This is a genomic window from Quyinboa sediminis, assembly GCF_042219855.1.
In the GTDB taxonomy this organism is placed as follows: domain Bacteria; phylum Bacteroidota; class Bacteroidia; order Bacteroidales; family UBA5342; genus JBHJHP01.
Map to the genome: position 1 here is coordinate 485,373 of NZ_JBHJHP010000002.1, position 26,493 is coordinate 511,865.

Consider the following 26,493-nt stretch of genomic DNA (forward strand, 5'->3'; position numbering starts at 1 on the left):
ATTGCGACGAAATGATTAGAATTTAGTCTTGAACTCTTTCGCCCTTACCGGGCTCTGGTTTTTATCATGACACTATTTCTACCATACAGGCACTCCTACGGAGCACATCTAGAATTCCTCAATGTACGTTTATACAAAAAATAGGGGTGCGATCAATAAAACTTCAGAAATTGAGGGCCGTAGGTCCGAAAGTTTGGTAGAAACAAATCCGGAACCTTTTGAAGCACCTGTATGCTAAAGTGGCTTTACAGACTCCTCTCTATTCCACGCTGCAGACCGTCAATCTCAGCCATACCCTTTAAACGACCAATAAGAGGATAGCCTGGATTCGCTTTACGGGTAAAATCATCAAGCAGTTTTAATCCGTGGTCAGGCCTGAATGGCAATACCGGATTTTGGCCTTTGTCGCGTCTCTTGTTCTGTTCTTCGAGCAATGATTTAAGAACCGCATACATATCGATACGACCTTCAAGATGTCCGGATTCGTAAAAGTTGCCATTATCCGAAACATTGTTGTTTCTCAAATGGGCAAAATGGATTCTCGACCCCAAAGACTTAATAATGGATACCATGTCATTATTGGTTCTGACCGATAGTGAGCCCGTACAAAACGTAATACCGTTTGATGGCGAATCAACCGCAGCACATATCCATTCCAGGTCATCCTGTGAGCTGACAATGCGCGGTAACCCAAGAATAGGAAATGGCGGATCATCGGGATGGATAGCCAGTTTCACACCACATTCTTCTGCAACTGGAACAACTTCATTCAGAAAGTCAGCCAGGTGCTGCCTGTAATCTTCCTTACTGATCCGCTTGTATTTAGCAATATAATTCAGAAATGCTTTGATATAATCCTGCTCCGATTCACCAACTGCACCATCAATAAATGCCTGGGTAACAACGATAATATTATGTGCTAACTGCGTTTTATCTTCATTACTTAAATCCGCGTACTTTTCACGTGCGGCCTTAACCACTTCTTCCGGATAATCGTTTTCTGCACCCGGCCGCTCAATGATAAAAACATCAAACGCCACAAACAGAGCAAAATCGAAATACAGTGACTCAGCACCATTGGATAAAGTGTATGAAAGATCGGTTCGTGCCCAGTCCAGAACAGGCATAAAATTATAAACAACCCGGTCTATGCCACATTCCGCAAGATTTCGGATGGATTGTTTATAATTGGCGATCAGGAGATCATAATGTTCCGATTTTATTTTGATGCCATCAGAAACAGGCAGACTTTCGACCACACTCCAGCGCATTCCATGTGATTCAATGAGTGACTTTACTTCCCTTATGACCTCTACCGGCCAGACCTCACCATTCGGAATATGGTGCAATGCCGTTACAATACCTTCAACACCTATCTGCCTGAGTTCAGCCAGTGTAACCGGGTCATTTACCCCAAACCATCGCCATGTTTTCTCTAAAGCCATACCTCTGTATTTTTATCAAACGCCACTGTAAGCACTGAATCCACCATCTACAGGAATGATTGCACCTGTAATAAAGCTGGCTTCATCTGAACATAAAAACTGAACCAAGCCATTTAGCTCCGTAATATCACCAAAGCGTTTCATGGGTGTTTTAGCGATCACTTTTTTACTTCTTTCGGTTAACGATCCATCAGGATTAATTAATACTGCGCGGTTCTGATCACCAATGAAAAAGCCTGGTGCAACAGCATTTACACGGATCTTATCTCCAAATTTCATCGCCATTTCCATGGCCAGCCATTGGGTGAAAATATTGATCCCTGTTTTGGCAACCGAGTAACCCGGAACCCGTGTAATGGCAGAATATGTAGCCATAGATGAGATATTAATGATGCTGCCACTGCCACTTTTTGCCATTTCCTCACCAAAAATCATACTGGGCAAAACGGTCCCGTTGAGATTCAGATCCGTCACTTTTTTGAAATCTTCCATCTTCATGTCAAAAAAGGTCTGATCTTCAGTCAGCGTGGCTCCCGGCATGTTACCTCCTGCAATGTTCAGCAGAATATCTATTCGACCAAACTGATCCATTACGTCTTTTCTGACAGCTTTCACAGAGGCTTCATCAAGAATATTGCATGCAAAACCTTTTACTGTACCTGCTTGTTCCAGTTGCGTTATTTTATCATTCAATATATCTTCTCTGATGTCCACTAAGGCTACTTTAACGCCCTTCAGGAGTAAACTTTCAGCAATACTGCTGCCTAAAACGCCTGCGCCACCGGTAACAACAGCCACTTTACCTTCAATGCTAAAATTGGTTGGTTCCATATTCTGTTTTTTTGTTTTCAAAAATACAAATCATTTTATGCGGTCCCGAATTAAACGATCATTTTTAATTTCAAATGTCATTTTATACTCGGGAATTAATCGAACGCTTTCCACATTGGCCTCTTTGGCCTTTTCAGCTGCACCCTGTATATCAAAATAAACCCTTGTAGCATCTTTTAAAGGATCGATTTCCAGTGTCAGTATTTGACCGGCAGGATAGAAGCCCAGACGGTTTATTCCTGTTGACCATGTTGTTCCATTGTAGAAATCATCAGCAATCAAACGTCCATCGTGATACACTCTGGCCTTATTACCGGTATAATCAATCTCAAGATAAAGGTTGTTCAACCCTTCAGGATAATCATCGGGGAACATCAGGGCATATGTTATCCCGGTTATATCACAGACGTATTCAGGCCGCTGACCTTCAATGATTTTCGGAGCTTTGAATCCGTTGTAATCTGTCAAAAATGATGGATACCTGTAATTATCGTTTGCCAACCAGCTTTGATCAGAATAAATTGTTTCACGGTCCCTATTAAAATAATTTACCTCCAGCTTCGCAGCAAACATCTGCTGACTGGATTGGTATGGGAACTCAAGCAACAATTTGTTTTCCCCTTTTTGCACATATCCGGTCATATCTATAGTGTTCAGTCTGTTTGCTTTAATATTACTGTTTATCCATCTGGAATTAACCTGAACATGACTTGTTCCCTGGACATATATTGTTAATGTTGCGCTTTTTATATCCGAAGCGTTATTCAGCATAAACTCTTTCAGGAAAAAACGGTGCATCAGTTTGCTTTTACCGGTCGGGGGTTGACCTTCACTGCTGATCAACCATTTTGCACTATCCAGTGGTTTTGTCTCATGAACGCCCACTTTAACAGCCTGAACCGGGACATTGAAACTTTGTACGTTAAAAGAACCATTTTCAGTAAGCTGATAAATATCAAATGCTGCTGATGTACTGAATGCTTTAAGCTTTTCCTGATTCAAATACAGTCCCGCATCAGAAACAAAAAAATGTTTCTCCTCTTTTGCCCTAAGAAGCCATCCATTCAAAGCCTCTTTTTTATCCAAAACAATCACATTTATTTCGGAACCATCGTCTCCGGTAATACTAACCCTGGCAGATAATCCGGGTTTTATTCCTTTTACTACATAATTTCCTCCCGTTTTCTCTACCGGGTTGTTATGAAGTTTGATTTCACTAATGCCCTCTGCATCAAAGCACAGTTCAGGATCAACTCCAGGAGTTTCAAAAAATATCCAGGTATTATTCACCCTGCACATGGGTTGAACTGTGGCATAGCGCAGGGTTATCACACCCATCTTAAAATTTACCGGCCAGATAAACATGGCACTATCGGGAATATTTGTATTTTTTGATGGAAACGTAACGGTTTCGTTATGCAGTTCAGCCGAAAACTGAATATTTTTCTTTTCTCCTGATTTATTGTGTCTGCAGTAATTGGATACAAACAGAAAAGCCGATGATTGATCTGTTCTGAGAGCGCAATTCAGTTCATCCGGTTCAAAAGGAAACACAGGTTCCATGGGTGCCAGCCTGTCACCAAATTCATTTAAAAAATAATGCAGTTTTTTGACCTCAAAATAGGATCTATTAAGCTGACCCGATTCGCGGATAGCTGCCTGAAAATCGTAAGATACTACCGGATTGGTGTTCCAGTATCCGGTCTCTTCTTTGTTCTCTTCCAGTGTCGTCAGAATTCCATGGGGATTGGTTCCACCGGCAAACATGTAATAGCCGGGCAGATTACTACCTGAACCTATCTTAGACATGATAATCCCAGGTCCGTCTTTTGAATTGATGAATAAACGCCGGTGATCCGTGTTCATGATACCCACGCCTACTTCACAGGTAAAATACGGATATGCGTTGTTATCCACATAAGGCTTCTTAACCTGCACACCCTCATTCCCTATTGTTTCACTGTCCCTGAAGGGTTTAAACTCAAACTCATCACACGATGTGCCACGATTCAGATCTGTCTGCCATGGTGCATCCGGATAGCCACCATACAAGGGAATAACCTCATAGGCCGGCACAGACGCATTGCCCCAGCCTGTTACGGTATACAAAGGTACATCAAACCCATATTTTCGTGCCGTATTTTTCAGCCATAAAATGTGTGCTTCGCCTCCTCTTCCACGCCTGTATTCATTTTCGAGCTGAACGCCGATCACCGGTCCGCCATCTTTATACATCAATCCGTTTAACTGTAAGCCTATTTGCTTATACCATCCTTCAGCATAATGCTGGTATTCCGCATCATTCGACCTGTCCTTTATTTCAGGATTAGTCAGAATCCAGTCCGGTGTGCCACCATTACGAACCTCAGCATGTACCCAGGGCCCTATACGAGGATAAAACCATAAATCATGTTTCCGGCACAATTCTGCAAATGCTCTAAGATCCTTATTCCCTGACCAGTCAAAATGTCCTTCTACCTCTTCGTGGTGTATCCATACTACATACGAGGCTACAATATTAATTCCGCAGGCCTTCATTTTCAGTAACACATCTTCCCACTGATTCCTGGGAATACGTGAATAATGGCATTCGCCCATCACCGGAATAACGGGTTGTCCATTCAGCGTAAGGTAGCGGTTATTCACTTTCAAAGCTTTACCTTCCGGCCCCGGATCACCCATCCTAAGCTGATTATGAATAACATCTTTAGTTGCAGAAACTGACGTTTTAAAGGTGATTGTACGGCTTTCAGATGGTACACCAAAAGCTGTTACCAATAGTATAAGTAAGACGTATTTTATTTGCATATCATACGATTATTGTGCATTTCAGAAGACTAAATATCATCATTGTTTTCAACCTCATAAATCTACCAGATCTGGTAATCGTGCAATAAACGATTGCTTTCTAAATCCTTATTCCCGATTTAACCTCATCCTTACCTTTTACTTTTTGTACGGTTAGGTTGTAACTCGTCCGGGTTCTCTTTTGTATACATCTCCACTTTCTGTCGATTTTTCTTTTCAAACAGTTCGGAGACTGTAGCTGCGGACAGGTAATCTTTTGGGTTAAACTGCTCTGAATTCATATACTTAACAATACTTTGCCGGAGCTGTGCTGAAGCCGGACCATTGTCCTTGTCTATATTCAGTGTTGTAACCACCAGTTTCCCATTTCCCACTTTGGCTTCGAACAGTTGTGCCAGACGACGGCTTAAAAACCAGGTGTCAATGGGTTGTACCATAGGTCTGAAAGCCGGTGGAAAACTATCTATATTCATCACCTGCCGACCGGAAACAATCGCCCACCACTGATAGTCGCTGTGATACGATGTTGGGAAATCCCTGAAGACCGGATGTTCATCCTCCACCAGAAAGCCGGTAGTATGTGGTGGTCGCATCTTAAACCATGACGTATTCCAGAAAACCGGAGTAAAGTAGGCGACTACATCTTTGCCATGTTCCACCTTGCTGTTTGCATCAAGCAGAACCTTACCTCCTTCTTCAAGCTTTTTCAGCGCTGCCTGATCAAGAGTAGAAGTATAGTAAATCTCATCGTTTTTTACCTCCGGAAGTATTGACGGATAAACCCAGAAATCCCATGCGTTTTTATGATTGTCAACATCGAATTCGAGCCTGCAGTGTGTTGCCCTGATAATTGTATTCAGGGAATACGAAATTTTTCCTATCGAGCTCAGTTGCCCGGTTTTTACATTCGTTTCAGGGAAACTGCTTTTTAATAACGTATCTCCATCTGCCGTTGTGATGGTATATTCAGGTTTAACATTTTTAAGATCATATTGCCCGTAATGTGAGACCTTAAGCGGACAATTCAGTGTTTCATTGTTTGTAAACACAAATTTATCGAACAGAGCCAGCGGCACGGTTTCACCATTAAACCTTCTGATTTCTTCTTTAGTAATATAGCCTTTCTCCTGCCAGAACACATTTAACAAACCAATGATGGCTGATCCCTGTCCCGGGAAATCTGTTAAGCCCAGCAACTGGTATCCATCAAGTGTTTCAGATCTCCGCTGACCTTCAATTTCAGCTTTATAGCACAAGGCCTGTAACTTCCCTGAAGCCATTAAAAAATCCTCAGCCTGATCGCCCATGTGATGATCCCTCAGGATATCCCTGAACATCTCGAAATTTTTCGCTTTATAGATACCGGTATACTCATCAATCTCAGAGAAATCAGGAAATACACAATACTGTCCCATCTCATGGGTAATATACGGTCGGCTTTCATCGGCAATGCGATTGTCGTAATTAAAATCAGCTGAAGGCCTTTGTTTAAACGGCAACCCACGGGGATAAGAACGTACAATAAATTCACTTTCCGGATTAACACTCCAGCTTTTACCAATACAGGCTGCGGTGTAAATCCTACGCTTATCTTCCCTTTTACGAATCTTCAGGTCTTTATCCAGAAACGGTACATATGCCCCGTATGGTTCATTGCAGTAGGCCCATAAAAGAAATGACGGATGGTTTCCATAAGCTTTTATGATGCGATCTGTTTCCTTTATGATATAATCATCTATCGGGCGGCCTTTACCCAGTGCTGTCCCGTGGTTTGGCCAGCTTGCGGCTTCAGGCTGAAGATAAATGCCGATTTCATCAGCCGCGGTAAAAGCAGCTTCAGGTGGGCAATTGGAGTGAAACCGAACATGATTCAGGCCACTCTCCTTGCACACTTCAAAAATCTTCTTCCAGGACTCAACATCGGTCGGTGGATAACCGGTCAGTGGAAAAGCACCACATTCCAGTGTGCCACGGAGGAATATTGGTCGATCATTGAGGACAATCTTTCCATCCCTGATCCCGATGTGCCGCATTCCAAAAGTTTTTTCAGTATAATCTCCTGTTTTATCTTTGGTAATAAGAGAAACATGCATTCGGTACAGATTAGGCGTAAATTCATCCCAGAGTTTCATATTATCACCCATTGCGTATTCCAGTTCCAGTGTTTGAGTTGTCCCCTGAAGTTGCACCGTTTTGACAGTTTCGTGCAGGTGCTTTGCCTTCGAATCAACCAATCCGGCCTGAAGTTTAATTATGGCCTCTCCTGCCTTTGCATCTGTATTTTTAATCTGAATGACTGCCTTAACACTTTTATTCTCAACATCAGGATACAGCTGTACATCATCAATAAAAACATCAGACTTCGCTTCCACATACAAATTACCCACAATGCCATTCCAGTTGCCCTGAGTATGATCCGAAATACTATGTGAATCGGGTCCCACATTTACTTTATCACTTCGGTTATCAACCTCAATTGTAATATAATTCAATCCGGTTTTAAGGAATGCTGTAATATCAAATTCATGTGGTGTTGACAGGCTGTTTTCTTCCCCTGCTTTTCCATCGTTAACCCATACCGTGGTTTGCCAGTGCGGACGTTCCAGGTAAAGTACAACATGCTTTCCTTGCCAGTCCTCAGGAATACGGACTTCTTTCCGATACCAGGCAGCACCTTTGTAATACTTATTGGGTGTGAGCCAAAATGGAAACTTAATATCGCCTTCCTTCCTGTATTTTGCCAGATCCGGATTAAAGTAGAACGAGCTGTCATAAATAGAACCCGTCCAGGGTGTATGCAGATCCGGGATAAAACCTTTATCATTGGTCATCATGGATCCGGGCAACTGAACCGTTTCATCAAATGATTTTGTGTACCATTCTTCATTTTGTCCTACATCATTCCCGTCCATCGCAAATTGCCATTCACCCGAAAGATCTATGCGTTGTACAGCATTGGAACAAGCTGATGCAAGGATAATCACCATAAAACAAAGCACAGAAATCCGCATGGGCAACGTGTTAAATTATAAACTGATAAACCTAACAAAACTACCAACAAATAACAGGATTACAAATTAAAATTTATATCCGCCGCATAATGCTTTCAACCGAAAGGAAAGGCTTTTAGTCTTCCGATGTATGTTCAGAAATATCTTTTCACTGTTTCTAATTTTCTTAAATTTACAATGGCTCACCTGCGACTCTTTATCCGTTTGATACGTCACAATAAAGTCCGGAATTACTACCCTCTGTCTCTGTTTACAAGTATTACTCTCTGTTTGGAAACCTTAAAATATAATGTCATGAAAAAGTTTAAAAAAATTCTTGGCTACGGCTTTCTGGCGATAGTCGTGGTTGTTATTGGTTTTGTCCTATACCTGAAATTTGCCTTACCAAACATACCTGTACCCGAAAATGTAACAGTTGAAATAACACCGGAACGTGTTGCACGTGGCAAGTATCTGGCAAACAGCGTAATGCTTTGTATGGACTGTCATTCCCAAAGGGACTGGAATACATTTTCGGGTCCACCCAAACCAGGTACACAGGGAGAAGGAGGCGAGGTATTTAACCAGGAAATGGGCTTCCCCGGGAAATATTATGCTAAAAATATTACACCAGCCGCATTGTCTGACTGGAGTGACGGGGAACTTTTAAGAGCTATAACCAGCGGTGTTAACAAAGATGGAAAGGCACTTTTCCCTGTTATGCCTTACCCGAACTATTCAAAACTGGATAAAGAGGATATATATTCTGTTATAGCATATCTGAGAACCATTGATCCGCTTGAGAATAAAGTTCCGGAATCAGAATCGGATTTTCCCATGAGTCTGATTATTCATACCATCCCCATGAAACCCGGGTTTACCAGTCGCCCTGATAAAAGTGACATCGTGGCTTACGGTAAATACATGACCACAGCAGCCTCATGTACCGATTGCCATACTCCTATGGATAAGGGTCAATATATTATGGATAAACAGTTTGCCGGTGGCATGGAGTTTCCATTGCGCACCGGAGGTAAAGTCTATTCTGCCAATATTACACCAGACAAAAAGACAGGCATAGGCAACTGGACTGCAGAAAGTTTTGTTGCCCGGTTTAAAATTTACGCAGATAGTTCGTATACGCCACAGAACATTCACTCCGGTGATTTTAACTCTGAGATGCCGTGGCTTATGTACAGTACCATGGATGAGTACGATCTGAAAGCTATTTTTGCCTATTTGCAAACCGTAAAACCGGTATCCGCTAAGGTCACGAAATTTGTACCGGAATAAACGGATTATTAATTAGTGTTGTCTACTGCTAAATATTCTGAATTTAAGGCCATTAAGTTGTTTCAAAACAAGTTTTGGAACTGATTTTGATGCCATTATTGTCAAAAAACTTAAGGTCATGAAAAAGAGATTTTTGATAATGATGTTAGCACTCATGCCATTGATATTTTTCTCAAACGGTATGGGTCAGGATAGCAGGGCCGATCAAAAACAATTAGAAAAACGCGAGGCAAAGGCTCAGCTTGAAAAAGAATACAATCAAACCCGGGACATGCTCCACAACAGGGATTTTGTTCTTGAAGCAGATCATCTGATGGATAAATGGGGTAACCGTGCCTGGGTAAGCTCTTCAATCAATTTTGTTATGGTGGATTCTACAGAAGCCGTTATACAGATAGGTTCGAACTACAGGCTCGGGCCCAATGGTGTTGGAGGAGTCACCGCTAAAGGTAAAATTACAAAATGGTCTGTTAAGGAAAATCCTAAAAATGCATCGTTTTTTGTTCAGATGAATGTTATGACCGGCATAGGCATCTATGATGTAAGTTTCAGCATAAGTGCCGGAGGTATATCAACAGCCAGTGTTACGGGATTACGCCCGGGACGTCTTACTTTTGAAGGCGATGTTGTTCCGCTGGAATATTCCGGCGTATTTGAAGGACAGTCAATTTAAACTGTACAAGTATAGCGAATGAGAACTGGTTTTAAGTAAAGAGGGAAACGGATTGTTTTCCCTGCTATTTTAGTAACATTTGAACGTCAGCCGTATTGTTGCGGCTGACGTTTTTTGCATGTTCCCAACCCTAAATTTACTGTTGCTCACCTACCACAGCCTTAATCATCACAGAATTTGTTAACTTTACCGATAGTAGCCGGATTAACATCAGGATTGTTGAAAATCCCTGATTTTTCTTCCATTACGTGAATCTGAGAGTTTACCGTTTAAAAAGCAAACATGCCCCATGGCACAAACATTATATTATAAAAGCGCATGAAAACACTGTTAACTTTAATTTTAACCGCAGCAACCTTCTTTCAGGTTTCTGCACAGCGGTGGATACCTGAAGTCAGGGAGAATATCCCGTTGGATTCTATCCGTCTTAGTGATCCATGTATTCTGGCAGATCAAAACACACAGATGTATTACATGACCGGAACAGGTGGTCTGCTCTGGAAAAGTAAAAATCTGAAAGAATGGACCGGCCCGTATATTGTAGCTAAAACAGATCCCGATTCCTGGATGGGACCACGGCCGATGATCTGGGCTGCTGAATTGCATCAGTACAAAGGAAAGTATTATTATTTCGCCACATTTACCAACAGAAGCGTGAATATCGATACTGTTCGTGGCAATGTCATAAACAGAAGAGCCAGCCATATACTGGTCAGTGATACACCGGATGGTCCGTATGTACCCATGGATGATCCTACCTATCTTCCGGCAGACAAACCAACCCTTGATGGCACATTCTGGGTGGATAAGGACGGAAAACCATATATGATTTACTGCTATGAATGGTTGCAGAACTTGGATGGTACAATTGAGAAAATAGAACTGAAACCTGATCTGTCAGGCAGTGTAGGAGAAGGTAAACTACTGTTCAGAGCCAGTGATTCACCCTGGAGCAGGGAACGCGATGAAAATGGAAACGTAAAACCGAATAAGGTTACGGATGGTCCATATCTTTTTAAAACCGGAACCGGCCGACTGGGAATGATCTGGACCAGCTGGGTTTATGATGTATATACGCAGGGCGTTGCATATTCAGAAAGTGGTACACTTGATGGACCATGGATTCAACAGAAGGAACCGATAACACCGGCTAATTTTGGCCATGGCATGTTGTTTAAAACGTTGGATGGAAAAGATCTGATGTCGGTTCACAGCCATAAAAAAGTAAACGGACGAACTGTCAGAATTCCGCATCTGTTCGAAGTGGATCTGTCCGGTGATAAGTTAGTGGTTAAAGGGCCATATCAACCTTAAAATATAAATAGAGTCAGCCTGTAAAAAGGCTGACTCTTTCATTTTCCTGTTTTTACTTTAGGTAAAACCCCTGCGATATAGTTCTAGTTTTTCATGATGGTCACTTTTATCATCTCATCCACCATTGGGTAAGGGAACCCGTCATTCACCATCATCACGTTTCCGCCTTCAACGGTGTTGGCCTGCGTTTGCGTTCCGGGATATTCATTCACTTCCGTTCCTGCATCCCATAAGCTGAACCATTTCGTGATGTCTTTCATTCCCGGTGAAGATGATAATGTGAATCCGGTATCTCCCGTACCTAAGAACAGGTCGTTTGAGGCACCAAGCATACTCGCTATACTCAGGCGCTGTCCGGGATAGGCTTCAAATGAAAAAATATACTTTTCTCCCGGGAAAATTGGTGCCGGAGCAGCAGCACCATCAGGAGTATTATAAACGCCAGTCTGATAACCTTCACCCATCAGAGAGGTATGAACTACGGAAGGATCACCCATTTCGGCCAGTTGTTCGAGGCCTTCACCATAATCCGGTGTGTTGTTTGTAAATATTGGCATCTCCTTATTATCATGTACCACAAATACGCCCGGTGCAATCGGAGATACATAGCCACTGTTCATCGCAAGATAATCACCTAATACCGATGCATTTCCTGTTTCAGCCAAATCTTCAAGTCCTTTACCATAATCTGCCGTTCCTTTTTCAAACAGGGGATTATCCATGCTGTGAACCACCCATGCCACGGGTGATATCGCTGTTGTACTTCCACCCATGTTATCAATAGTCACCGTAAACATATGGTTACCGTTGTATTCAAGAGTGACCATCAGGTTAGTTGCTACGGTACCGTAATCGTAACCATCACCCACATCCGACATGAGCATAACCGTACCTGTTTCATCCGCACCATCATGCATATTGCTCATACCCGGCATCTGGTTCATTTCGGTTCCGGCATCCCAAAGCATGACACTGGAGGTTATATCACCGGTTACCGGATTGCCGCCACTGTACAAATTGATACCCATACCATCCGGAGCATAAAATCCATCGTTTGAAAACCCATACATGGTTGCAAAGGACAACATATGCTTAGGTCCGGCATAAAACGAAAATTTATAGGAATGCCCCGGTAAAGCAGGTCCCGGATCTGATGCGCCTTCCGGAACAGCAACAACACCAGACTGAAAATAACTGTAGGCATTGAATACGTTTTCAACGGTTACAGTATACATCGCCTTTTTATGAGAATGTTTTCCGTCATGAATCTGATTATATTTTTCACAAGACACAAAAAATAATCCGATCATTGTAAGTCCAAAAGTTAAACGTAGTAGTTTCATAATACTGATTTTTAAAATTTATCTACGACGAAGTTCCGGGAAAACTATCACAGAAAAGTCACAGAATCTACACGTTTCCATAAAAAAATTCCCGGAAAGTAATTTCCAGGAATTTAATTATGAGTCAGTTACAGAAATGTCTTTTTAGAACCTTTTTGTATAGCCATGGCAGTAAGGCGTACCTCCTTTCCGGTCATAATGATCCTGGTGATAATCCTCAGCTTTGTAGAATGTTGTAGCCGGTGATAATTTGGTCACTACATTAAAACCTTTGTCTTTCAGTATGCCAATGAGTTTCTCTGCTGTATTTTTCTGATCCATATTCCGGTAAAAAATTTCTGACCTGTACTGATCCCCAATATCGGGGCCCTGACGATTCATCTGTGTCGGATCATGAATTTCAAAAAATAGCCTGGCCAGTGTTTCATAATCCGTCTTTTTCGGATCATAAACGATCTCAACAGCCTCTGCAAAACCTGTTGTATGGCTGCATACCTCTTCATAAGTCGGATTTTTAATATGTCCTCCGATATAGCCATCGACAGCATCAAGTACACCCGGTGCTTTTTCCATATAATATTCCACACCCCAGAAACAACCACCGGCAAATATGGCCGTATCGGAAGTGGCATCTTTGGGTGGATGAGACGGAATAAAAACCAGACTAACGGAATTTACGCAGTGCCGGGTATTTTTTGGTGTAAAACCTTCACCGGTAAATACATGTCCCAAATGTGCACCACAATTGCTGCAGGTGATCTCTGTTCGCATACCATCCGGATCGGGAGTTCGTGTCACTGCTCCCGGAATCTCATCATCAAAACTTGGCCAGCCACACTGTGCATTAAACTTATCTGATGACCTGTATAATTCGGCTCCGCAACGTTTACAAACATATACCCCTTCCTGCCAGAAATCTTCATACTTTCCTGTATAGGGACGCTCGGTTCCTTTATTAACGATCACGCGTTCTTCAGCCCGTGTTAACGGTCGAAAATAGCGACTGTCTTCTTTCTGCTTATCTTTTCCGGTTTGCGCACACCCGGTGAAGGTGATCACTGCCAGAACCATCATATTTATGATCCGTTTCATTTTCATTTCCTTTTTATGTTCATTCAATGGCATTACTCCGCGATAATTTTCATCTACAAAATTCATCATCAAAGATCACAGGAATATCACAAAGCCTTCAAATTTTTCCCAATTTTGAAAATAAGTCAGAGCGGAGAAGTGGAGTGCAACAGTTAGAACCAATAACCCCTGTTAATAGTTGTACAGCTTAAAATGAAAAATATATAATTTATTTAACAATCAAAAGCGGTTCTTATATATTTCAAGAATGATTTCCGTCGCATGACGTGCTGATTCACCCGTTATCAATGGTTCTTTATTTAAGCGTATTGCATCAACAAAATCCTGAATAATAAATTCATGATTAGAGGTGTCATTCACGACAGCAGTTGCCGATCCGGTGTGCTGGTTCATGGCAGACTTAACGACGGACGGATTTTCTGTTCCTTCAATTTCCCACCGTGTTATCACATCATTCTCCATCACCAGAAATCCCTTATCGGTGTAGATTTCCAGTTTTGCCGGAAAGCCCGGCTTTGTTGCTGTTGAGGCCGTAATGGTGCCTATCATCCCTTCCGGGTGAACACAAATTACTGCTCCGTGATCTTCTACCTCAATGTTGTGTACAAAGGTTCCCATGCTGCTCACCAGTTTTTGTGGTCTGCCAAAAAACCAGTAATACAGGTCTATATAGTGTGAGGCCTGCTGAATAAAAGGCCCACCACCGTCAATGTCCCATGTTCCACGATATGCAGAGGAGTTGTAGTAGGTATCATCCCTGTAGTTTTTCACTGAAAGATCAACGGAGAAAATTTTCCCAAGCTTTCCCTGATCAATCAGTTTTTTTACAACCGGATTATCAGAACTATAACGGCGCTGGTAGGTAACACCCAGCTTCACATTGTTTTGCTGGCACGCAGATATCATTTCATCTATCGCCTTTGTGGAAATATCGATAGGCTTTTCACATAATATATGCTTCTTTAGCTGTGCAGCTTCAACCGCCCCAATATGATGTAACCCATTTGGTGTACAGATTATAACTGCATGGAATTCAATATTCACACTGTCGAGGGAATGAAAAACCGGCAGATTCTCTAAAGCGGTAGTCTTTTCTGATTGGCGTGACACAAATGCAACAACCTCTGCTTTCTCAATTTTACGGATCGCAGAAACATAAGTGTTGGCAATATTTCCACTGCCGATAATTACAAATTTGATCTTCTCATTCATGGTTTTTAATGTAAAAGATTCATCCCTTATTTAATCTCAATATCAAGTTGCCGCCCCTCATTATAAGCTTTTTTATCCATATCAGAACCAACCGCCATGCCGATAGTCATGCCAATGGGTATTCCAATTCCGATAAAAGCCATATTTTTCAGACTTGCGCCAAATGCTACGCCTAATGGCACTCCAAAAGCAGCCATCCCAAGTGCCATCCACTGATTACGATAATGGTTTTTGGGAACAATCTTTAGTTCCTTTTCCATAAGTTTAATCAATGTGTTCTGTACTGCCCGTAATTTTTTATGAAAATCAGGACCGGGAATTTTAACCGCATTTATCTTATCTGTTTCAGCATTAATCATGCTGATGATTCTGTCCGGTATATCTTTTGTTTTTATTGCCAGGATAAGATTGTTGAGTTGCAGGTGTGCCTTTCGCATCTTCGCGTCTTCAGTATAATCCGGAAGTGGTTGCAGTTCATTTATCTTCATAAACATCTACTGTTTAAAGTCACCGATAAATTTATAAACAATCACAGGGAAATAAAAATTATAGCTTGAATAACAGGTATACTATTGTTAGTGTACATGATTCCAAACAGGTCTCCTTTTTCTGCCTAATCTTTTCTGCCAAGCTTAAGTATCCGGAACGCTCCACGCATAACAAGAATAAATACGATGGATCCGATAACGAGGTCCGGTTTATTGGATTGCAGCACCTTAACCAATATGGCCGCTGCAATTACTCCCAGGTTAATGATTACATCGTTGGATGTAAAAATCATGCTGGCCTTCATGTGAGCTTCTTCCTTACTATTGGATTTCTGCAGCATATAAAGACATATTCCATTGGCAAGCAATGCAAAAATAGACACGATAATCATCGTGGTAAAATCAGGGAGATGTGCACTGCCGATAAAACGCCTGATGACTTCCATAAAACCAAGCACGGCAAGCAGAATCTGAAAATATCCTGCAAGCCTGGCAATATTCTTCTTTCTCACCAGGGTGCCTCCCACTGCAAAAAGGCTTAAACCGTACACAAATGAATCTGCGAGCATATCAAGACTGTCAGCCACTAATCCCATTGATTTGGAAATAAGTCCTGTTGATATTTCTATGATGAAGAAAACAAAATTAATGACCAGCACTGCCCAAAGTACAATTCTTTGATTTGCAGCTTCTTCAATATCAGAAGGAGCAATCTGTTCTGTTGCTAATTTTTTCATACCCAAATTCAGACTGTTTAATGCTTTTTCAATGGCATGAATATGCCCGTTATGGTAAACGGTTAATTGCCTTTGGGATAAATTGAACTCCATATTTTCAATATCCGGGTTCCCATCGAGTTTCATTCGGACAAGCCTCTCTTCCGAAGGGCAATCCATTTTATCGATTCGAAAAATCGTTTTATCCATTTCCATTCCAGCATTTTCATATGCATTAAAACGAATAAACGGGATTAATTGTTGATAACAATGCGCATTAATAAAATCCTAAAGGATAAAATCAGTAGAACAGAACGATGGAACTTACTCTCTGACAGTCAACTGGTTTACACCTTGTATTTTGATTTTCCTTAATTTTTAAAGGCTTATGATGCGAATAAATTAGTATTTTTGGGAAAACAGTAAGGATTTGAAATGACTCAGGAATTTATAGAAAATGCTACATTACTTGTAACACTTTCATTTCTTTATGGCATTATTGAATGGTACAAACGCGATCTAAACCGGTTATATCACTTAACCAGTGGTTTATTATTCGGTCTTATAGCCATTGCAGCTATGATGAATCCGTTTGTCTATGATCAGGGAACCATATATGACGGCCGATCGGTGGTTCTGACCCTGGCCGGCCTTTGGGGCGGGGGTCTGACAGTGCTTATTTCAGCTGCCATATCGGCTGCTTACCGGATATACCTGGGTGGAGCCGGCACATTACCAGGACTCGCAACCATCCTGGTGTGCAGTGGCATCGGTTTACTGTTCCGCTATTACCTCAGGGAAAAACTGTACAAAATAAACTTCTGGCAATTCCTGCTTATCGGAATTATTTCCCATGTTTTCATGCTGCTTTCACAAATTGTACATCCTGAGCTCAAATTCAGTTATCTTTTCAATCAGCTATGGGTGCCGGTACTAACAGTATTTCCATTGGCATTTGCCATTATTTCCATTTTAATCCAGTTAATTGAAAACTATATAAAGAACTTCAATGCCAATAAGGACGGTGAGGCATTATACCGCACCACATTGATGAGCATTGGAGATGCGGTAATTTGTACAGACACCCGGGGAAAAATCACCCAGATGAATGAAGTTGCAGAAAAACTGACCGGTTGGAAGTTTAACGAGGTGAAGGGGAAAAACCTGGAAACGGTTTTCCATATCATACACGAGGAGACCCGTGAGACCGCAGAAAACCTTGTTGAGAAGGTTATAAAGAGTGGAACCGTTGTTGGTTTGGCAGAACAGACGCTGTTAATTTCAAAAAACGGAAACGAGTTTCCTGTGGCTGACAGTGGTGCGCCCATAAAAAACAGTGAAGGTAAAACGATTGGTGTGGTGATTGTTTTCAGAGATCAGACAGATGAGCGAAAATACCAGAATGAACTCAAGGCGAGTGAAGCTCGCTACAAGGAACGTGAATTCTGGCTAAGAGAATCGCAAAGGGTCGGCAAAATTGGCACCTACGATCAGGATATCATAAATAACCACTGGACTTCTTCTGTTGTACTGGATGAAATTTTTGGAATCACAAAAAGTACGCCTCATACACTTGAGAGCTGGAATAAACTGGTGCATCCTGATCACAGAAAAGAGATGATGGAATACTTTATCAATTATGTGGTTAAAGGAAAACACCCGTTCGAAAAGGAGTATAAGATTATCCGGCATAATGATCAGGCTGTCCGCTGGGTATTGGGAAACGGTGAACTGGAATTTAATGCCAAAGGGGAACCTGTAAGAATGTTTGGAACAATACAGGATATTACAGACCGGAAAAACTATGAAATACAGCTACAGGAAAGTGAAGAATCTTATCGCAATCTGTTTGATAATCATGCGGCCATTAAATTTCTTTTAGATCCCGATAACGGTGACATAGTTCAGGCCAATAAAGCGGCTTCAGAATTTTATGGATGGAGCATTCAGGAACTGAAAAAAATGAATATCGCTGAGATCAATGTTTTATCCAAAGATGAGATCAGGCATAAAATGGATTTGGTCCTGACGAATAAAAAAATATTTTTCGAACTTAAACATCGGCTCAAAAACGGGGAAATAAGAGATGTGGATGTCTATGCCAGCAAAACAGAGTATAAAGGGAAGAACCTTCTGCACAGTGTTGTTCATGACGTAACAGAGAAACGGAAGCTTTTTAATGATCTTGTAATTGCCAAAGAGAAGGCAGAAGAGAGTGAACGCTTAAAGTCGGCTTTTCTGGCCAATATGAGTCATGAAATAAGGACCCCGTTAAACGGCATACTGGGCTTTACCAATCTGCTTACCGAAAGTGATACGTTGACGAAAGAAAACAGGCAGGAATTTGGAAGAATCATAAACAAAAGTGCTCAGGGCCTGCTGAAAATAATCAATGACATTCTTGATATTTCAAGACTTGAAACAGGAAAAATTGTTTTTGATGAGTATGTTTTTGAAATCGGTACAATGCTTTCCAGTATCAATGCCATCTATCAGAATAAAATTAAAGAGTATAAAAAACCGGATGTATCCGTAAATGTAATAATACCTCCAAATCCGGTTTATTTAAACAGTGACGAGAATCGCCTCACCCAGGTCATTACGAATCTTCTGGACAATGCAATTCGGTTTACCCATAAAGGTAGTATCGATTTTGGATTCATTATGAAAGACGATAAGACAGTCGAGATTTTTGTATCTGATACCGGTATCGGAATACCGGAAGACAAGCAGCAAATTATATTTGAACGGTTCAGTCAGGCCGATAATAATACCACCCGAAGTTACGGTGGAACAGGTCTTGGACTTGCCATTGTTAAAAAACTGACGGAAATGATGGGAAGCAAAATTAATCTGGCATCAGAACAGGACAAAGGTTCAAAATTCTGGTTTCAGATGCCGGTTGCGCTATTGCCCCAGAAGGAAGTTGAGTCCGCAGCTAATGAGAAAATACGGACGAAAAAACAGGTAAACACAGAACAAATTCTTGTTGTAGAAGATGATCTGGCAAGCAAAGTTTACTATGAAGAAATTCTGAAAGAGTCCTTTTCAAATATTCTGTATGCCGAAACCGGCCAGGAAGCCATGATGCTTTTCAACAAAACTAAACCGGATATCATACTGATGGATATTGGGTTACCTGATATTAACGGACTGGACCTTGTGAAAAAGATACGGGAAACAGACGAGGATGTAATAATTATTGCACAAACAGCTTACGCTTTGCCCGGAGATGAACGCAAAGCTCTCGATGCCGGCTGTAACAGTTACCTGCCAAAACCGGTGAAAGAAGAACAGTTACTTCAGACCGTCAGACATTACCTTGGGTAATCTGTTTTACTGCATGCAGAGCGAACCCGTCTGAAAACTGGAAACTATGGAACAACAATTTTACCAGTCTGTACTTCACCGTTTGAAAAAACCCTGATAATTTTAATCCCGCTCTCACGGCATTCAAACTCTTCATAAGAATTTCTTATCTGACGCTTTTCCATCAGTTTTCCCCGGATATCATACAAGGTAACGGTTCCATTTTCAGGCAATACTGTGATCCTGATTCTTTTATCTACAACATCAGCTTTCCAACCCATGTTATCCACTACTTCGTAAGAGATTGCGGTCTCTTCAGCAGGTTGCAGTAAGCGAACGTAAAATAATCCACCGGCTATATTAGATGAATTAATGGCCTGAAATTTTACGGTGATCTGTTCCTTCCCTTCCGTCATGGAATTTGGTATCGGGTATTCCACATTCATAAACTGATCCATATTCCACTTCCCGATTAAGTTCTCTGTAGTCAGCTTCACACCGTCGATTAAAATGTCGAATGTACGGCTGCCAAAGGTTTCATTTCCCCAGTAACGAACCATTAACGAGAGATCCTGTTTCCCCAGGGTGCTGAATGAATAACTGATATATCCCCCATTCGTGGCATCGCGCCAGAATTCATTCTGCCAGTTTCCGGTATTGGAGTTGGTACTCTGCAGGTTGTGATCCACCTCCGGCTGCTGTTCACCGGGTGCTACCTGATCCACTGTCCGTGCATCCAGTTCCAGTTCTGCCTTCTCAATTTCAGCCAGACTATCCAGTACGCTCTGATACTGATCCTTGTTCAGGGTCAGCCAGTACATCATGTACCTAGCGTCATGTATTTTGTAGAACGGTTCCAGTACCAGATCTCTATCTTCTGCATCAGGAAACAGATCATTTGCTTTAAAGTGCAATGGCTCCCCTTCTACAGGAACTATTTTTGCAGGGATGCTGTCCCTATCAGCAACAAGCACAGGAGCCTGATCCAGGGGCATCAGGCTGCCACTGGCAATATGTCCCCAGCGACTGTCATCCGCAATAAGTCCGGCCATATCCCGGGTTCCGGTTTTTGCACCAAGCAGTACAGGACCATGCATGATGGCCACGTAGCGGGATACGTTGGGAAGCTGCTCAATTGTATTATGCATGGGCAGTAAAACCTTCACAGTATCTCCGTCACTCCATGTGCGCTGAACCGGGATGTAGGTTTGTGGATCTGACTGCACATCAAGCGTATCGTGGTTAACAATAATTTTCAGTTCACCTGCATTAACCCACTTTGGTGAACGAACTTTCAGTGTAAAATCGGTTGGTGCAACCGCAGATACAATTAAAACGGTCTGCTCTTCCTCAGGAAAAGATGTCTCCTGTCTTAGCGTTAAACCTTTTTCTTTCCAGTTAAGCTCTGATGCAATAAAGAGGTTGAGATAGAGAGATTCGTCATCATGTGTATAGATAAACTCACCATATTTACCATGATTTTCCATACCGGTTCCAACACAACACCACATGGCTTTGTTGGGCGCAGAATAAACCCGGTAGTGCTGAGGACGTGCCGGCGTAAAGTAAACATATCCACCATGTTCCGGATGCTGGGTGGAAAGAATATGATTCAACATCGCTCTTTCATAAAAATCAGCGTATTTGGCCTGAGGATCAATACGAAACAGATCTTCTGTCAATTTCAGCATATTGTTGGTATTGCAGGATTCGGGTCCTTCCACATCGTTGATATAATCCATGGAGGCAGAAGCCTGTGGAAAATATTCCTTCCGGCTGTTGCCTCCAAGTGCAAGGCTGCGGTTTTGTGTCACGGTCTGCCAGAAAAACTGTCCTGCATTCGTGTATGCCACATCTTTGGTCAGTTCTGCAATTCGCTGAAATCCGACAGCTTTAGGCACCTGTGTATTGGCATGTTTGTTATCCAGGTTGTCAACATGAACAGCCATGCTGTTTAAAATCTGCTTATGTGAAAACCGTTTCGCCGCTGTGATATACTTTGCTTCACCGGTCATCTGGTAAGCATCAGCCAGTACCTCATTCATGCCACCATGTTCTGTATTCAGCATGGTTTCCATCTGCGCATCAGATAAACCGGAAGTGATCGAAATGGCCCAGTCACAAAATTTCAGGAATACTTCCTTCGCGGTTTCATTATTACCATATAGCCAGGCATCACGTAAGCCGGCATACGTTTTATGCAGATTGTACCAGGGAACCCAGGCTGCAGTATAGTTGCTGAAATTCCCTGTTTTAAATGTTGACCATACCGAATTACCTGAAGGAACACCTCCGGCATAACCGACACCCCATGCTGGATATTTAACTGCGTTTGCATCCTGGCAGGATTTCAATTCATCCACCATATAATCCATGCGTTGCTTACAGGTTGTATTGCCGGTAGCCGCATAATTGATAGCCATTGCCGTAAGATAATGTCCCCCGATGTGTCCGTCAAGTCCGATCCAGTTGGGATAACTGGTTGCTTTTGCGGATAAACCTGCTTCCTTGCGATAAGGAGCAAGTAAGCGATCCACATCATATTTCAGAAGCGTCTGGATATTCAGATCCTCCGCATGTTTAAACGGACCATCCAAAAGCGTAACATCTCCCAGTGGAAACTCATTGGTGTAAAGTTTATCCTGTTGTTCACCGGTAATTTCAAACGGGTTTTCAACCGTGTAATTCAGCGTATATATTTTTGATTCTGAGCCATCTACAGATGTGATTGTTATCACAGACACCCCTGTTCCTGTAGTGATATCAACCGCTTCATTTCCTGAAACAGCAACACCGGGTACAGCCGGAACCACTTCCGGATTGACCGATGTGGCACCAACAGGCAGTGTCACCGCATAGGTTAGAGAGTCAGGATTAAAATCCGGTTCAAACTGCCCATCTGTGACTTTAATATTCAATAGAGAGACATTGGTTTTCACTTCTTCAGTTAACTCACCGATATAGGTCAGCGTAAAATTATCCACCTTGAACCATCCATGACCATCTCCAGAAGTAAGGTTTGGAAAAGCATATCCCTGTTGAGTTGCTCTACCATTTGTACGAACACCCAACACTAAATTACCATCGGTTACCGGAGCCATGACCGTCAATGTTAAAAACGGTCCCCTGTCGTTTTGAGTTTCAGTATATCCGCCGAAAGAATACGTCTCTGCCCTGCCTAAAACAGACAGATTATCTGTGGAATAATCGCTTTCTGATCCAAACAACTGCGATACCCCGTTGGCAAAAATACGCTGGGTAGTTAAGCGACTGGTGCTTGCATTGCTGCTTCCCATAAGATCTCCTGTGACGGTGTACATACCGTCCGGAAGCCCTGTGATCATTTGAGAAAGTTCAACATCGCCAATGTTCGCATTCCATGTGCCGGCAATGTACGTCCCTGTTTTGGTGTCGTCTCCATCGTTGTTCACGCCAACCCATGTATAGCCGCTTGTTCCGCTCCAGTTCCAGCCGTTAGCATTGCCGGTTTCAAAACTAGGATTAGTAATGGAATCAGTATAATCTGTTTGTGCATTTGCAGTTTGCAGACCAAGCATAACTACAAAGGCATAAAAAATGGTTTTTTTCATGTGAAAAGCACGTTGTTAGTACGGGGCAAATTTAAAAACTTATAGGCATTATCCGGTTCAAATTGAGTTCAATCCAGAAATTAATTCGTTTTTATGAAGAAGTATACAGGGATTTTATTGCATTCATCCGTTAAAATGTGGTTTATCACTTTTTATCTATCTGCATCAGTTCGTTCAGCCTGTAAACCGGTGGTTCTACATTATCAGGTAAAGGCATTCCGCTGAACTGCTGAAAATATAGCAGACAGGCATCCTTCCAGATACGGGCATTATCGTATTGTTCCCGCAATTTACCCTGAACCTGATAAAAGCGTTCAGAATCCACATACAATCCCATATTATTCCAGGTTTTTTGAAATTTATCTACCTCTTTAACACCACGATCATACCTGTAACACAGCTCATTCCATAAGGTATTACCAATATGCAGCTTGTAATCCCATGGCACATGATGAAACCAAAGCAGATACTTTTCAGGACAAGTTTTCAAATCGTTAAAAACAGATGGCAATGGTTTATGATACAGGCTCACAGCATCGCTTCCGGTCCGGGTCCGGTCGAACCCGATACCTTTGTCATCAGCCTGGTGATAATATGGTGGTGTCCAGTCTTTTCTTACGCCTGCAGGCGCCCACCAGGGACCGGGCCCATAATGATGATTAGCAGCAAAAATATGATGTAGCCCAAGTGGCATCATATAATTAACGGCTGTTTCACGACTTTTAAGCATCATTTCCTTTACCGGCAAAATAAACTTTTCATTAAATATCTCTTTGCCTGCGTCATTTCCCCAACTATTTTTAAACGTCAGCTTTATCCATTCATCGGCGATCTGTTCACTGCTTAAGGCATTGTTCCATGCCATTCTGCCAAAAGCATACCAGTTGGCCTGCGCAAAGGGATGACCACACCAGTTTGGGTCAGAACCAATATTTGACACACCGGCAATCAGCGTATGTTGAAAAGGAATTATGTCACCACCTGTATATCTGGCAATGGTACTTCCGGGTCCTTCCATATAGGTTTCGCTGTTAAAAAACTCCTCCCACATGGGCGCCAGAAAAACAAGGTGTACATTTTGACCAAGGTATTCCTGTGTAATCTGCAGTTCCGGCATCACAGCCGTTTCCTTCATCCCTCCGAATAACGGGCTGAAGGGTTCACGTGGTTGAAAATCCAGCGGCCCGTTTTTGGACTGGATGATAACATTGTCCCTGAACTTTCCGTCCAAAGGGACAAATTCGTTATAAGCCTGTTTGACGCGATCATCCCCGGAAGGTTTATAGACAAAGGCGCGCCACATCACAATTCCACCATACGGCTTTAATGCATCGGCCAGCATATTAGCCCCATCGGCATGGGTCCGGCCGAAATCCTGTGGCCCCGGCTGTCCCTCACTGTTAGCTTTGACCAGGAATCCACCGAAATCGGGGATAAGCGCATATATTTCACTGACTTTTTCCTGCCACCATCTTATAACATCAGGATCAAGCGGATCAGACGTTTTAAGTCCGCCGATCAGCGAAGGAGAGGAGAATTTAACCGCCAGATACGGTTTTATACCATAAGGCCTCAGTACATCAGCGATCTCCTGAACCCTCTTCAAAACCTTTGGACTTAACATTTGAGGTGATGCATTGACATTATTCAAAACAGTCCCGTTTATCCCGACCGACGCATTTGCCCGCGCATACTCCGTCCATAGGTTTCTGTCCTGTGCTGTAACAGTAAAGGCATCTTTGCCTTTGCGCCAGAATATGGATGAACCGGCATAGCCACGTTCGATGCTCCCATCGAGGTTATCCCAGTGGTTCAGCAGACGAAGATCATACGACGGGTTTTGAGTGACCCTATCAATAGGTGCTCCGGTCTGCTGACGACGCAGCAATTCATATACACCGTAGAGAATACCCGGTTCGGTTTGAGCGTAAATCCTGTTTCGTGTCAGCCGGAATCCATCTCCTGTAATCCTTTTGTCCTGCTTTATCTTCAGTTTGATGTGGCCGCCATCTTTACCCTGCCATCCCTGATGTAACTCCTGTGCTGCAATATCCAGTGTAGGAGAACCTGTTTTACATTTTACGGTGACCTGACCGGTGTTCTGTGCCCTGAGCCAGAGCTGATGACCGTCTTCTGCAGTGATGTTCAGGCATAATAGCAGCGTGAGAAGTAAAAGTGTTCGTGTCATGTTATGGCATTTTGACCGGATTGTATTGTTTGTTACTTTATTTTTTGGTTTCCTGTATGATTTCCGTAACTACCGGTTTGGCTCTGCCACTGCGGTCAAACAGCAGAGGGTAATCGGTTCGTCCTCTCACCGGCCAGTTATTGCGCCAGGAATTGGCATCAGTCACACCCCAGAAGGTAACCCGTGAAATCTGATCCTGATGTTTTAGAAACAGACCGAAAAAATCAAGGTAACGGGCGTTGAACTTTTGCAAAACAGAATCAGGCAGTCCGTCTTTATAGGGATTGATCTTTTCCTGGTATGCCTTGTTTTGAGCAATATCAGCCCCTGTATTTCCCCATGGTGAAGGCAATACCGTCAGATCCATTTCTGTGATCATGACCTTAAGCCCCAGACCTGCGAAGGCTTCCATGCTTTTTTCATATTCTGCCAAATCCGGGTAACTTAATCCGATGTGTGTTTGCATACCAATGCCATCAATCCGAATGCCTTCCTGCTGAAGTTCTTTCACCATTTTGACAACACCTTCACGTTTTCCGGCATTTGCCATTGAATAGTCGTTGTAATATAACTCTGCTTCAGGATCAGCCTGATGTGCCAGCCTGAATGCCAGCTTGATGAAATCCTTACCCAGTATCTGATAGAATTTACTTTGTCTGTATGATCCGTCGTCCAGGATGGCCTCATTCACCACATCCCAGCCTTCCACACGACCTTTATACCTGCCGACAACAGTAAGGATATGTTGTTTCATGCGCTCCTTCAATACCTCCGGTGTGACATCATTTCCAAGGCTGTCTGTAAAGAACCATCGGGGAATCTGGGAGTGCCATATGAGGGTATGACCCGATATGAACATGTCATTTTCTTCCCCGAATTTCACAAACTGATCAGCCAGCGAAAAGTTAAACCGACCTTCTTCCGGCTGAAGCGATGCACTCTTCATGCAGTTTTCAGCCACGATGGCATTAAACTGTTCCTTTACAATACGGACAGCTAAGGTATCCCGACCTGTTATCTGGGCTCCGTTCAGGGCTGTTCCAAGATAAAACTTACCCTTGAACGCATCCTTTAACACCAACTCTTTTTGACTGGATTTCGGCACACATGCAATGGTCGATAATACCATTAGAAAAAGCAGTGCATAATAGAGACCAGAGGCCCTTCGACCGGAGAATTTTGTTTCCATCAATAGATTTAT

Annotated in this window: 16 protein-coding genes; 4 read left to right on the top strand and 12 right to left on the bottom strand. The window is 42.4% G+C overall.

Annotation, left to right across the window (positions count from 1 at the left end; translation table 11 throughout):
* Nucleotides 1-245: 245 nt before the first annotated feature.
* The 4 genes from uxuA to ACE1EF_RS07200 form a co-directional block, all read right to left on the bottom strand.
* On the bottom strand, nucleotides 246-1,445 hold the full coding sequence (gene uxuA / locus ACE1EF_RS07185; RefSeq protein ID WP_375719955.1) for a mannonate dehydratase: 1,200 nt from the start codon (nucleotides 1,443-1,445) through the stop codon (nucleotides 246-248).
* A 15-nt stretch (nucleotides 1,446-1,460) separates the two neighbouring features.
* Entirely contained in the window at nucleotides 1,461-2,297 is an 837-nt protein-coding gene (locus ACE1EF_RS07190; RefSeq protein WP_375719956.1) for an SDR family oxidoreductase, read from the bottom strand.
* A gap of 9 nt (nucleotides 2,298-2,306) precedes the next feature.
* Nucleotides 2,307-5,084: a beta-galactosidase gene (locus ACE1EF_RS07195; RefSeq protein WP_375719957.1), complete on the bottom strand. Its 2,778-nt coding sequence runs from the start codon at nucleotides 5,082-5,084 to the stop codon at nucleotides 2,307-2,309.
* 131 nt (nucleotides 5,085-5,215) lie between these two features.
* Nucleotides 5,216-8,095 (bottom strand): glycoside hydrolase family 2 protein, encoded by a 2,880-nt coding sequence (locus tag ACE1EF_RS07200; protein ID WP_375719958.1) that lies wholly within the window; start codon nucleotides 8,093-8,095, stop codon nucleotides 5,216-5,218.
* A gap of 294 nt (nucleotides 8,096-8,389) precedes the next feature.
* Between ACE1EF_RS07200 and ACE1EF_RS07205 the strand changes: the two genes are divergently transcribed.
* The 3 genes from ACE1EF_RS07205 (at nucleotide 8,390) to ACE1EF_RS07215 (ending at nucleotide 11,354) form a co-directional block, all read left to right on the top strand.
* Nucleotides 8,390-9,367 (top strand): c-type cytochrome, encoded by a 978-nt coding sequence (locus ACE1EF_RS07205; protein ID WP_375719959.1) that lies wholly within the window; start codon nucleotides 8,390-8,392, stop codon nucleotides 9,365-9,367.
* Nucleotides 9,368-9,485: 118 nt separating this feature from the next.
* Nucleotides 9,486-10,040 carry a DUF4251 domain-containing protein gene (locus ACE1EF_RS07210; RefSeq protein ID WP_375719960.1) on the top strand — a complete coding sequence of 185 codons (555 nt, stop codon included), beginning with the start codon at nucleotides 9,486-9,488 and terminating at the stop codon, nucleotides 10,038-10,040.
* Nucleotides 10,041-10,358: 318 nt separating this feature from the next.
* Complete coding sequence (locus tag ACE1EF_RS07215; protein ID WP_375719961.1) at nucleotides 10,359-11,354, top strand: glycoside hydrolase family 43 protein; 996 nt, start codon at nucleotides 10,359-10,361, stop codon at nucleotides 11,352-11,354.
* Nucleotides 11,355-11,437: 83 nt separating this feature from the next.
* Here ACE1EF_RS07215 and ACE1EF_RS07220 read toward each other — a convergent pair whose 3' ends face one another.
* The 5 genes from ACE1EF_RS07220 to ACE1EF_RS07240 all read right to left on the bottom strand — a co-directional run bounded on the left by ACE1EF_RS07220 (nucleotide 11,438) and on the right by ACE1EF_RS07240 (nucleotide 16,415).
* On the bottom strand, nucleotides 11,438-12,697 hold the full coding sequence (locus ACE1EF_RS07220) for a spondin domain-containing protein (RefSeq protein WP_375719962.1): 1,260 nt from the start codon (nucleotides 12,695-12,697) through the stop codon (nucleotides 11,438-11,440).
* A 144-nt stretch (nucleotides 12,698-12,841) separates the two neighbouring features.
* Nucleotides 12,842-13,789, bottom strand: coding sequence for a bifunctional methionine sulfoxide reductase B/A protein (locus tag ACE1EF_RS07225; protein WP_375719963.1), 948 nt, complete (start codon nucleotides 13,787-13,789; stop codon nucleotides 12,842-12,844).
* A gap of 219 nt (nucleotides 13,790-14,008) precedes the next feature.
* Nucleotides 14,009-15,001, bottom strand: coding sequence for a Gfo/Idh/MocA family protein (locus ACE1EF_RS07230; RefSeq protein ID WP_375719964.1), 993 nt, complete (start codon nucleotides 14,999-15,001; stop codon nucleotides 14,009-14,011).
* A 26-nt stretch (nucleotides 15,002-15,027) separates the two neighbouring features.
* Nucleotides 15,028-15,489, bottom strand: a complete 462-nt coding sequence (locus tag ACE1EF_RS07235) for a hypothetical protein (RefSeq protein WP_375719965.1) — start codon at nucleotides 15,487-15,489, stop codon at nucleotides 15,028-15,030.
* A 125-nt stretch (nucleotides 15,490-15,614) separates the two neighbouring features.
* Nucleotides 15,615-16,415 (bottom strand): cation efflux transmembrane domain-containing protein, encoded by an 801-nt coding sequence (locus ACE1EF_RS07240; protein ID WP_375719966.1) that lies wholly within the window; start codon nucleotides 16,413-16,415, stop codon nucleotides 15,615-15,617.
* A 225-nt stretch (nucleotides 16,416-16,640) separates the two neighbouring features.
* Between ACE1EF_RS07240 and ACE1EF_RS07245 the strand changes: the two genes are divergently transcribed.
* Nucleotides 16,641-19,535, top strand: coding sequence for a PAS domain S-box protein (locus tag ACE1EF_RS07245; RefSeq protein WP_375719967.1), 2,895 nt, complete (start codon nucleotides 16,641-16,643; stop codon nucleotides 19,533-19,535).
* Nucleotides 19,536-19,579: 44 nt separating this feature from the next.
* On the opposite strand, the gene ACE1EF_RS07250 is transcribed toward ACE1EF_RS07245, so the two are convergent.
* The 3 genes from ACE1EF_RS07250 to ACE1EF_RS07260 all read right to left on the bottom strand — a co-directional run bounded on the left by ACE1EF_RS07250 (nucleotide 19,580) and on the right by ACE1EF_RS07260 (nucleotide 26,481).
* Nucleotides 19,580-23,104 carry a beta-L-arabinofuranosidase domain-containing protein gene (locus ACE1EF_RS07250; RefSeq protein WP_375719968.1) on the bottom strand — a complete coding sequence of 1,175 codons (3,525 nt, stop codon included), beginning with the start codon at nucleotides 23,102-23,104 and terminating at the stop codon, nucleotides 19,580-19,582.
* A gap of 145 nt (nucleotides 23,105-23,249) precedes the next feature.
* Nucleotides 23,250-25,292, bottom strand: coding sequence for an alpha-glucuronidase (locus tag ACE1EF_RS07255; protein WP_375719969.1), 2,043 nt, complete (start codon nucleotides 25,290-25,292; stop codon nucleotides 23,250-23,252).
* Between the two features lie 37 nt (nucleotides 25,293-25,329).
* Nucleotides 25,330-26,481, bottom strand: a complete 1,152-nt coding sequence (locus tag ACE1EF_RS07260; RefSeq protein WP_375719970.1) for an endo-1,4-beta-xylanase — start codon at nucleotides 26,479-26,481, stop codon at nucleotides 25,330-25,332.
* Between the last annotated feature and the right edge of the window lie 12 nt (nucleotides 26,482-26,493).

What these genes read in the sequence shown, in the direction of transcription:
- ACE1EF_RS07230 (WP_375719964.1), bottom strand. Translation starts at nt 15,001, where the DNA reads ATGAATGAGAAGATCAAATTTGTAATTATCGGCAGTGGAAATATTGCC.
- ACE1EF_RS07240 (WP_375719966.1), bottom strand. Translation starts at nt 16,415, where the DNA reads ATGGATAAAACGATTTTTCGAATCGATAAAATGGATTGCCCTTCGGAA.
- ACE1EF_RS07205 (WP_375719959.1), top strand. Translation starts at nt 8,390, where the DNA reads ATGAAAAAGTTTAAAAAAATTCTTGGCTACGGCTTTCTGGCGATAGTC.
- ACE1EF_RS07220 (WP_375719962.1), bottom strand. Translation starts at nt 12,697, where the DNA reads ATGAAACTACTACGTTTAACTTTTGGACTTACAATGATCGGATTATTT.
- ACE1EF_RS07245 (WP_375719967.1), top strand. Translation starts at nt 16,641, where the DNA reads ATGACTCAGGAATTTATAGAAAATGCTACATTACTTGTAACACTTTCA.
- ACE1EF_RS07215 (WP_375719961.1), top strand. Translation starts at nt 10,359, where the DNA reads ATGAAAACACTGTTAACTTTAATTTTAACCGCAGCAACCTTCTTTCAG.
- uxuA (WP_375719955.1), bottom strand. Translation starts at nt 1,445, where the DNA reads ATGGCTTTAGAGAAAACATGGCGATGGTTTGGGGTAAATGACCCGGTT.
- ACE1EF_RS07225 (WP_375719963.1), bottom strand. Translation starts at nt 13,789, where the DNA reads ATGAAACGGATCATAAATATGATGGTTCTGGCAGTGATCACCTTCACC.
- ACE1EF_RS07200 (WP_375719958.1), bottom strand. Translation starts at nt 8,095, where the DNA reads ATGCGGATTTCTGTGCTTTGTTTTATGGTGATTATCCTTGCATCAGCT.
- ACE1EF_RS07195 (WP_375719957.1), bottom strand. Translation starts at nt 5,084, where the DNA reads ATGCAAATAAAATACGTCTTACTTATACTATTGGTAACAGCTTTTGGT.
- ACE1EF_RS07210 (WP_375719960.1), top strand. Translation starts at nt 9,486, where the DNA reads ATGAAAAAGAGATTTTTGATAATGATGTTAGCACTCATGCCATTGATA.
- ACE1EF_RS07255 (WP_375719969.1), bottom strand. Translation starts at nt 25,292, where the DNA reads ATGACACGAACACTTTTACTTCTCACGCTGCTATTATGCCTGAACATC.
- ACE1EF_RS07235 (WP_375719965.1), bottom strand. Translation starts at nt 15,489, where the DNA reads ATGAAGATAAATGAACTGCAACCACTTCCGGATTATACTGAAGACGCG.
- ACE1EF_RS07260 (WP_375719970.1), bottom strand. Translation starts at nt 26,481, where the DNA reads ATGGAAACAAAATTCTCCGGTCGAAGGGCCTCTGGTCTCTATTATGCA.
- ACE1EF_RS07250 (WP_375719968.1), bottom strand. Translation starts at nt 23,104, where the DNA reads ATGAAAAAAACCATTTTTTATGCCTTTGTAGTTATGCTTGGTCTGCAA.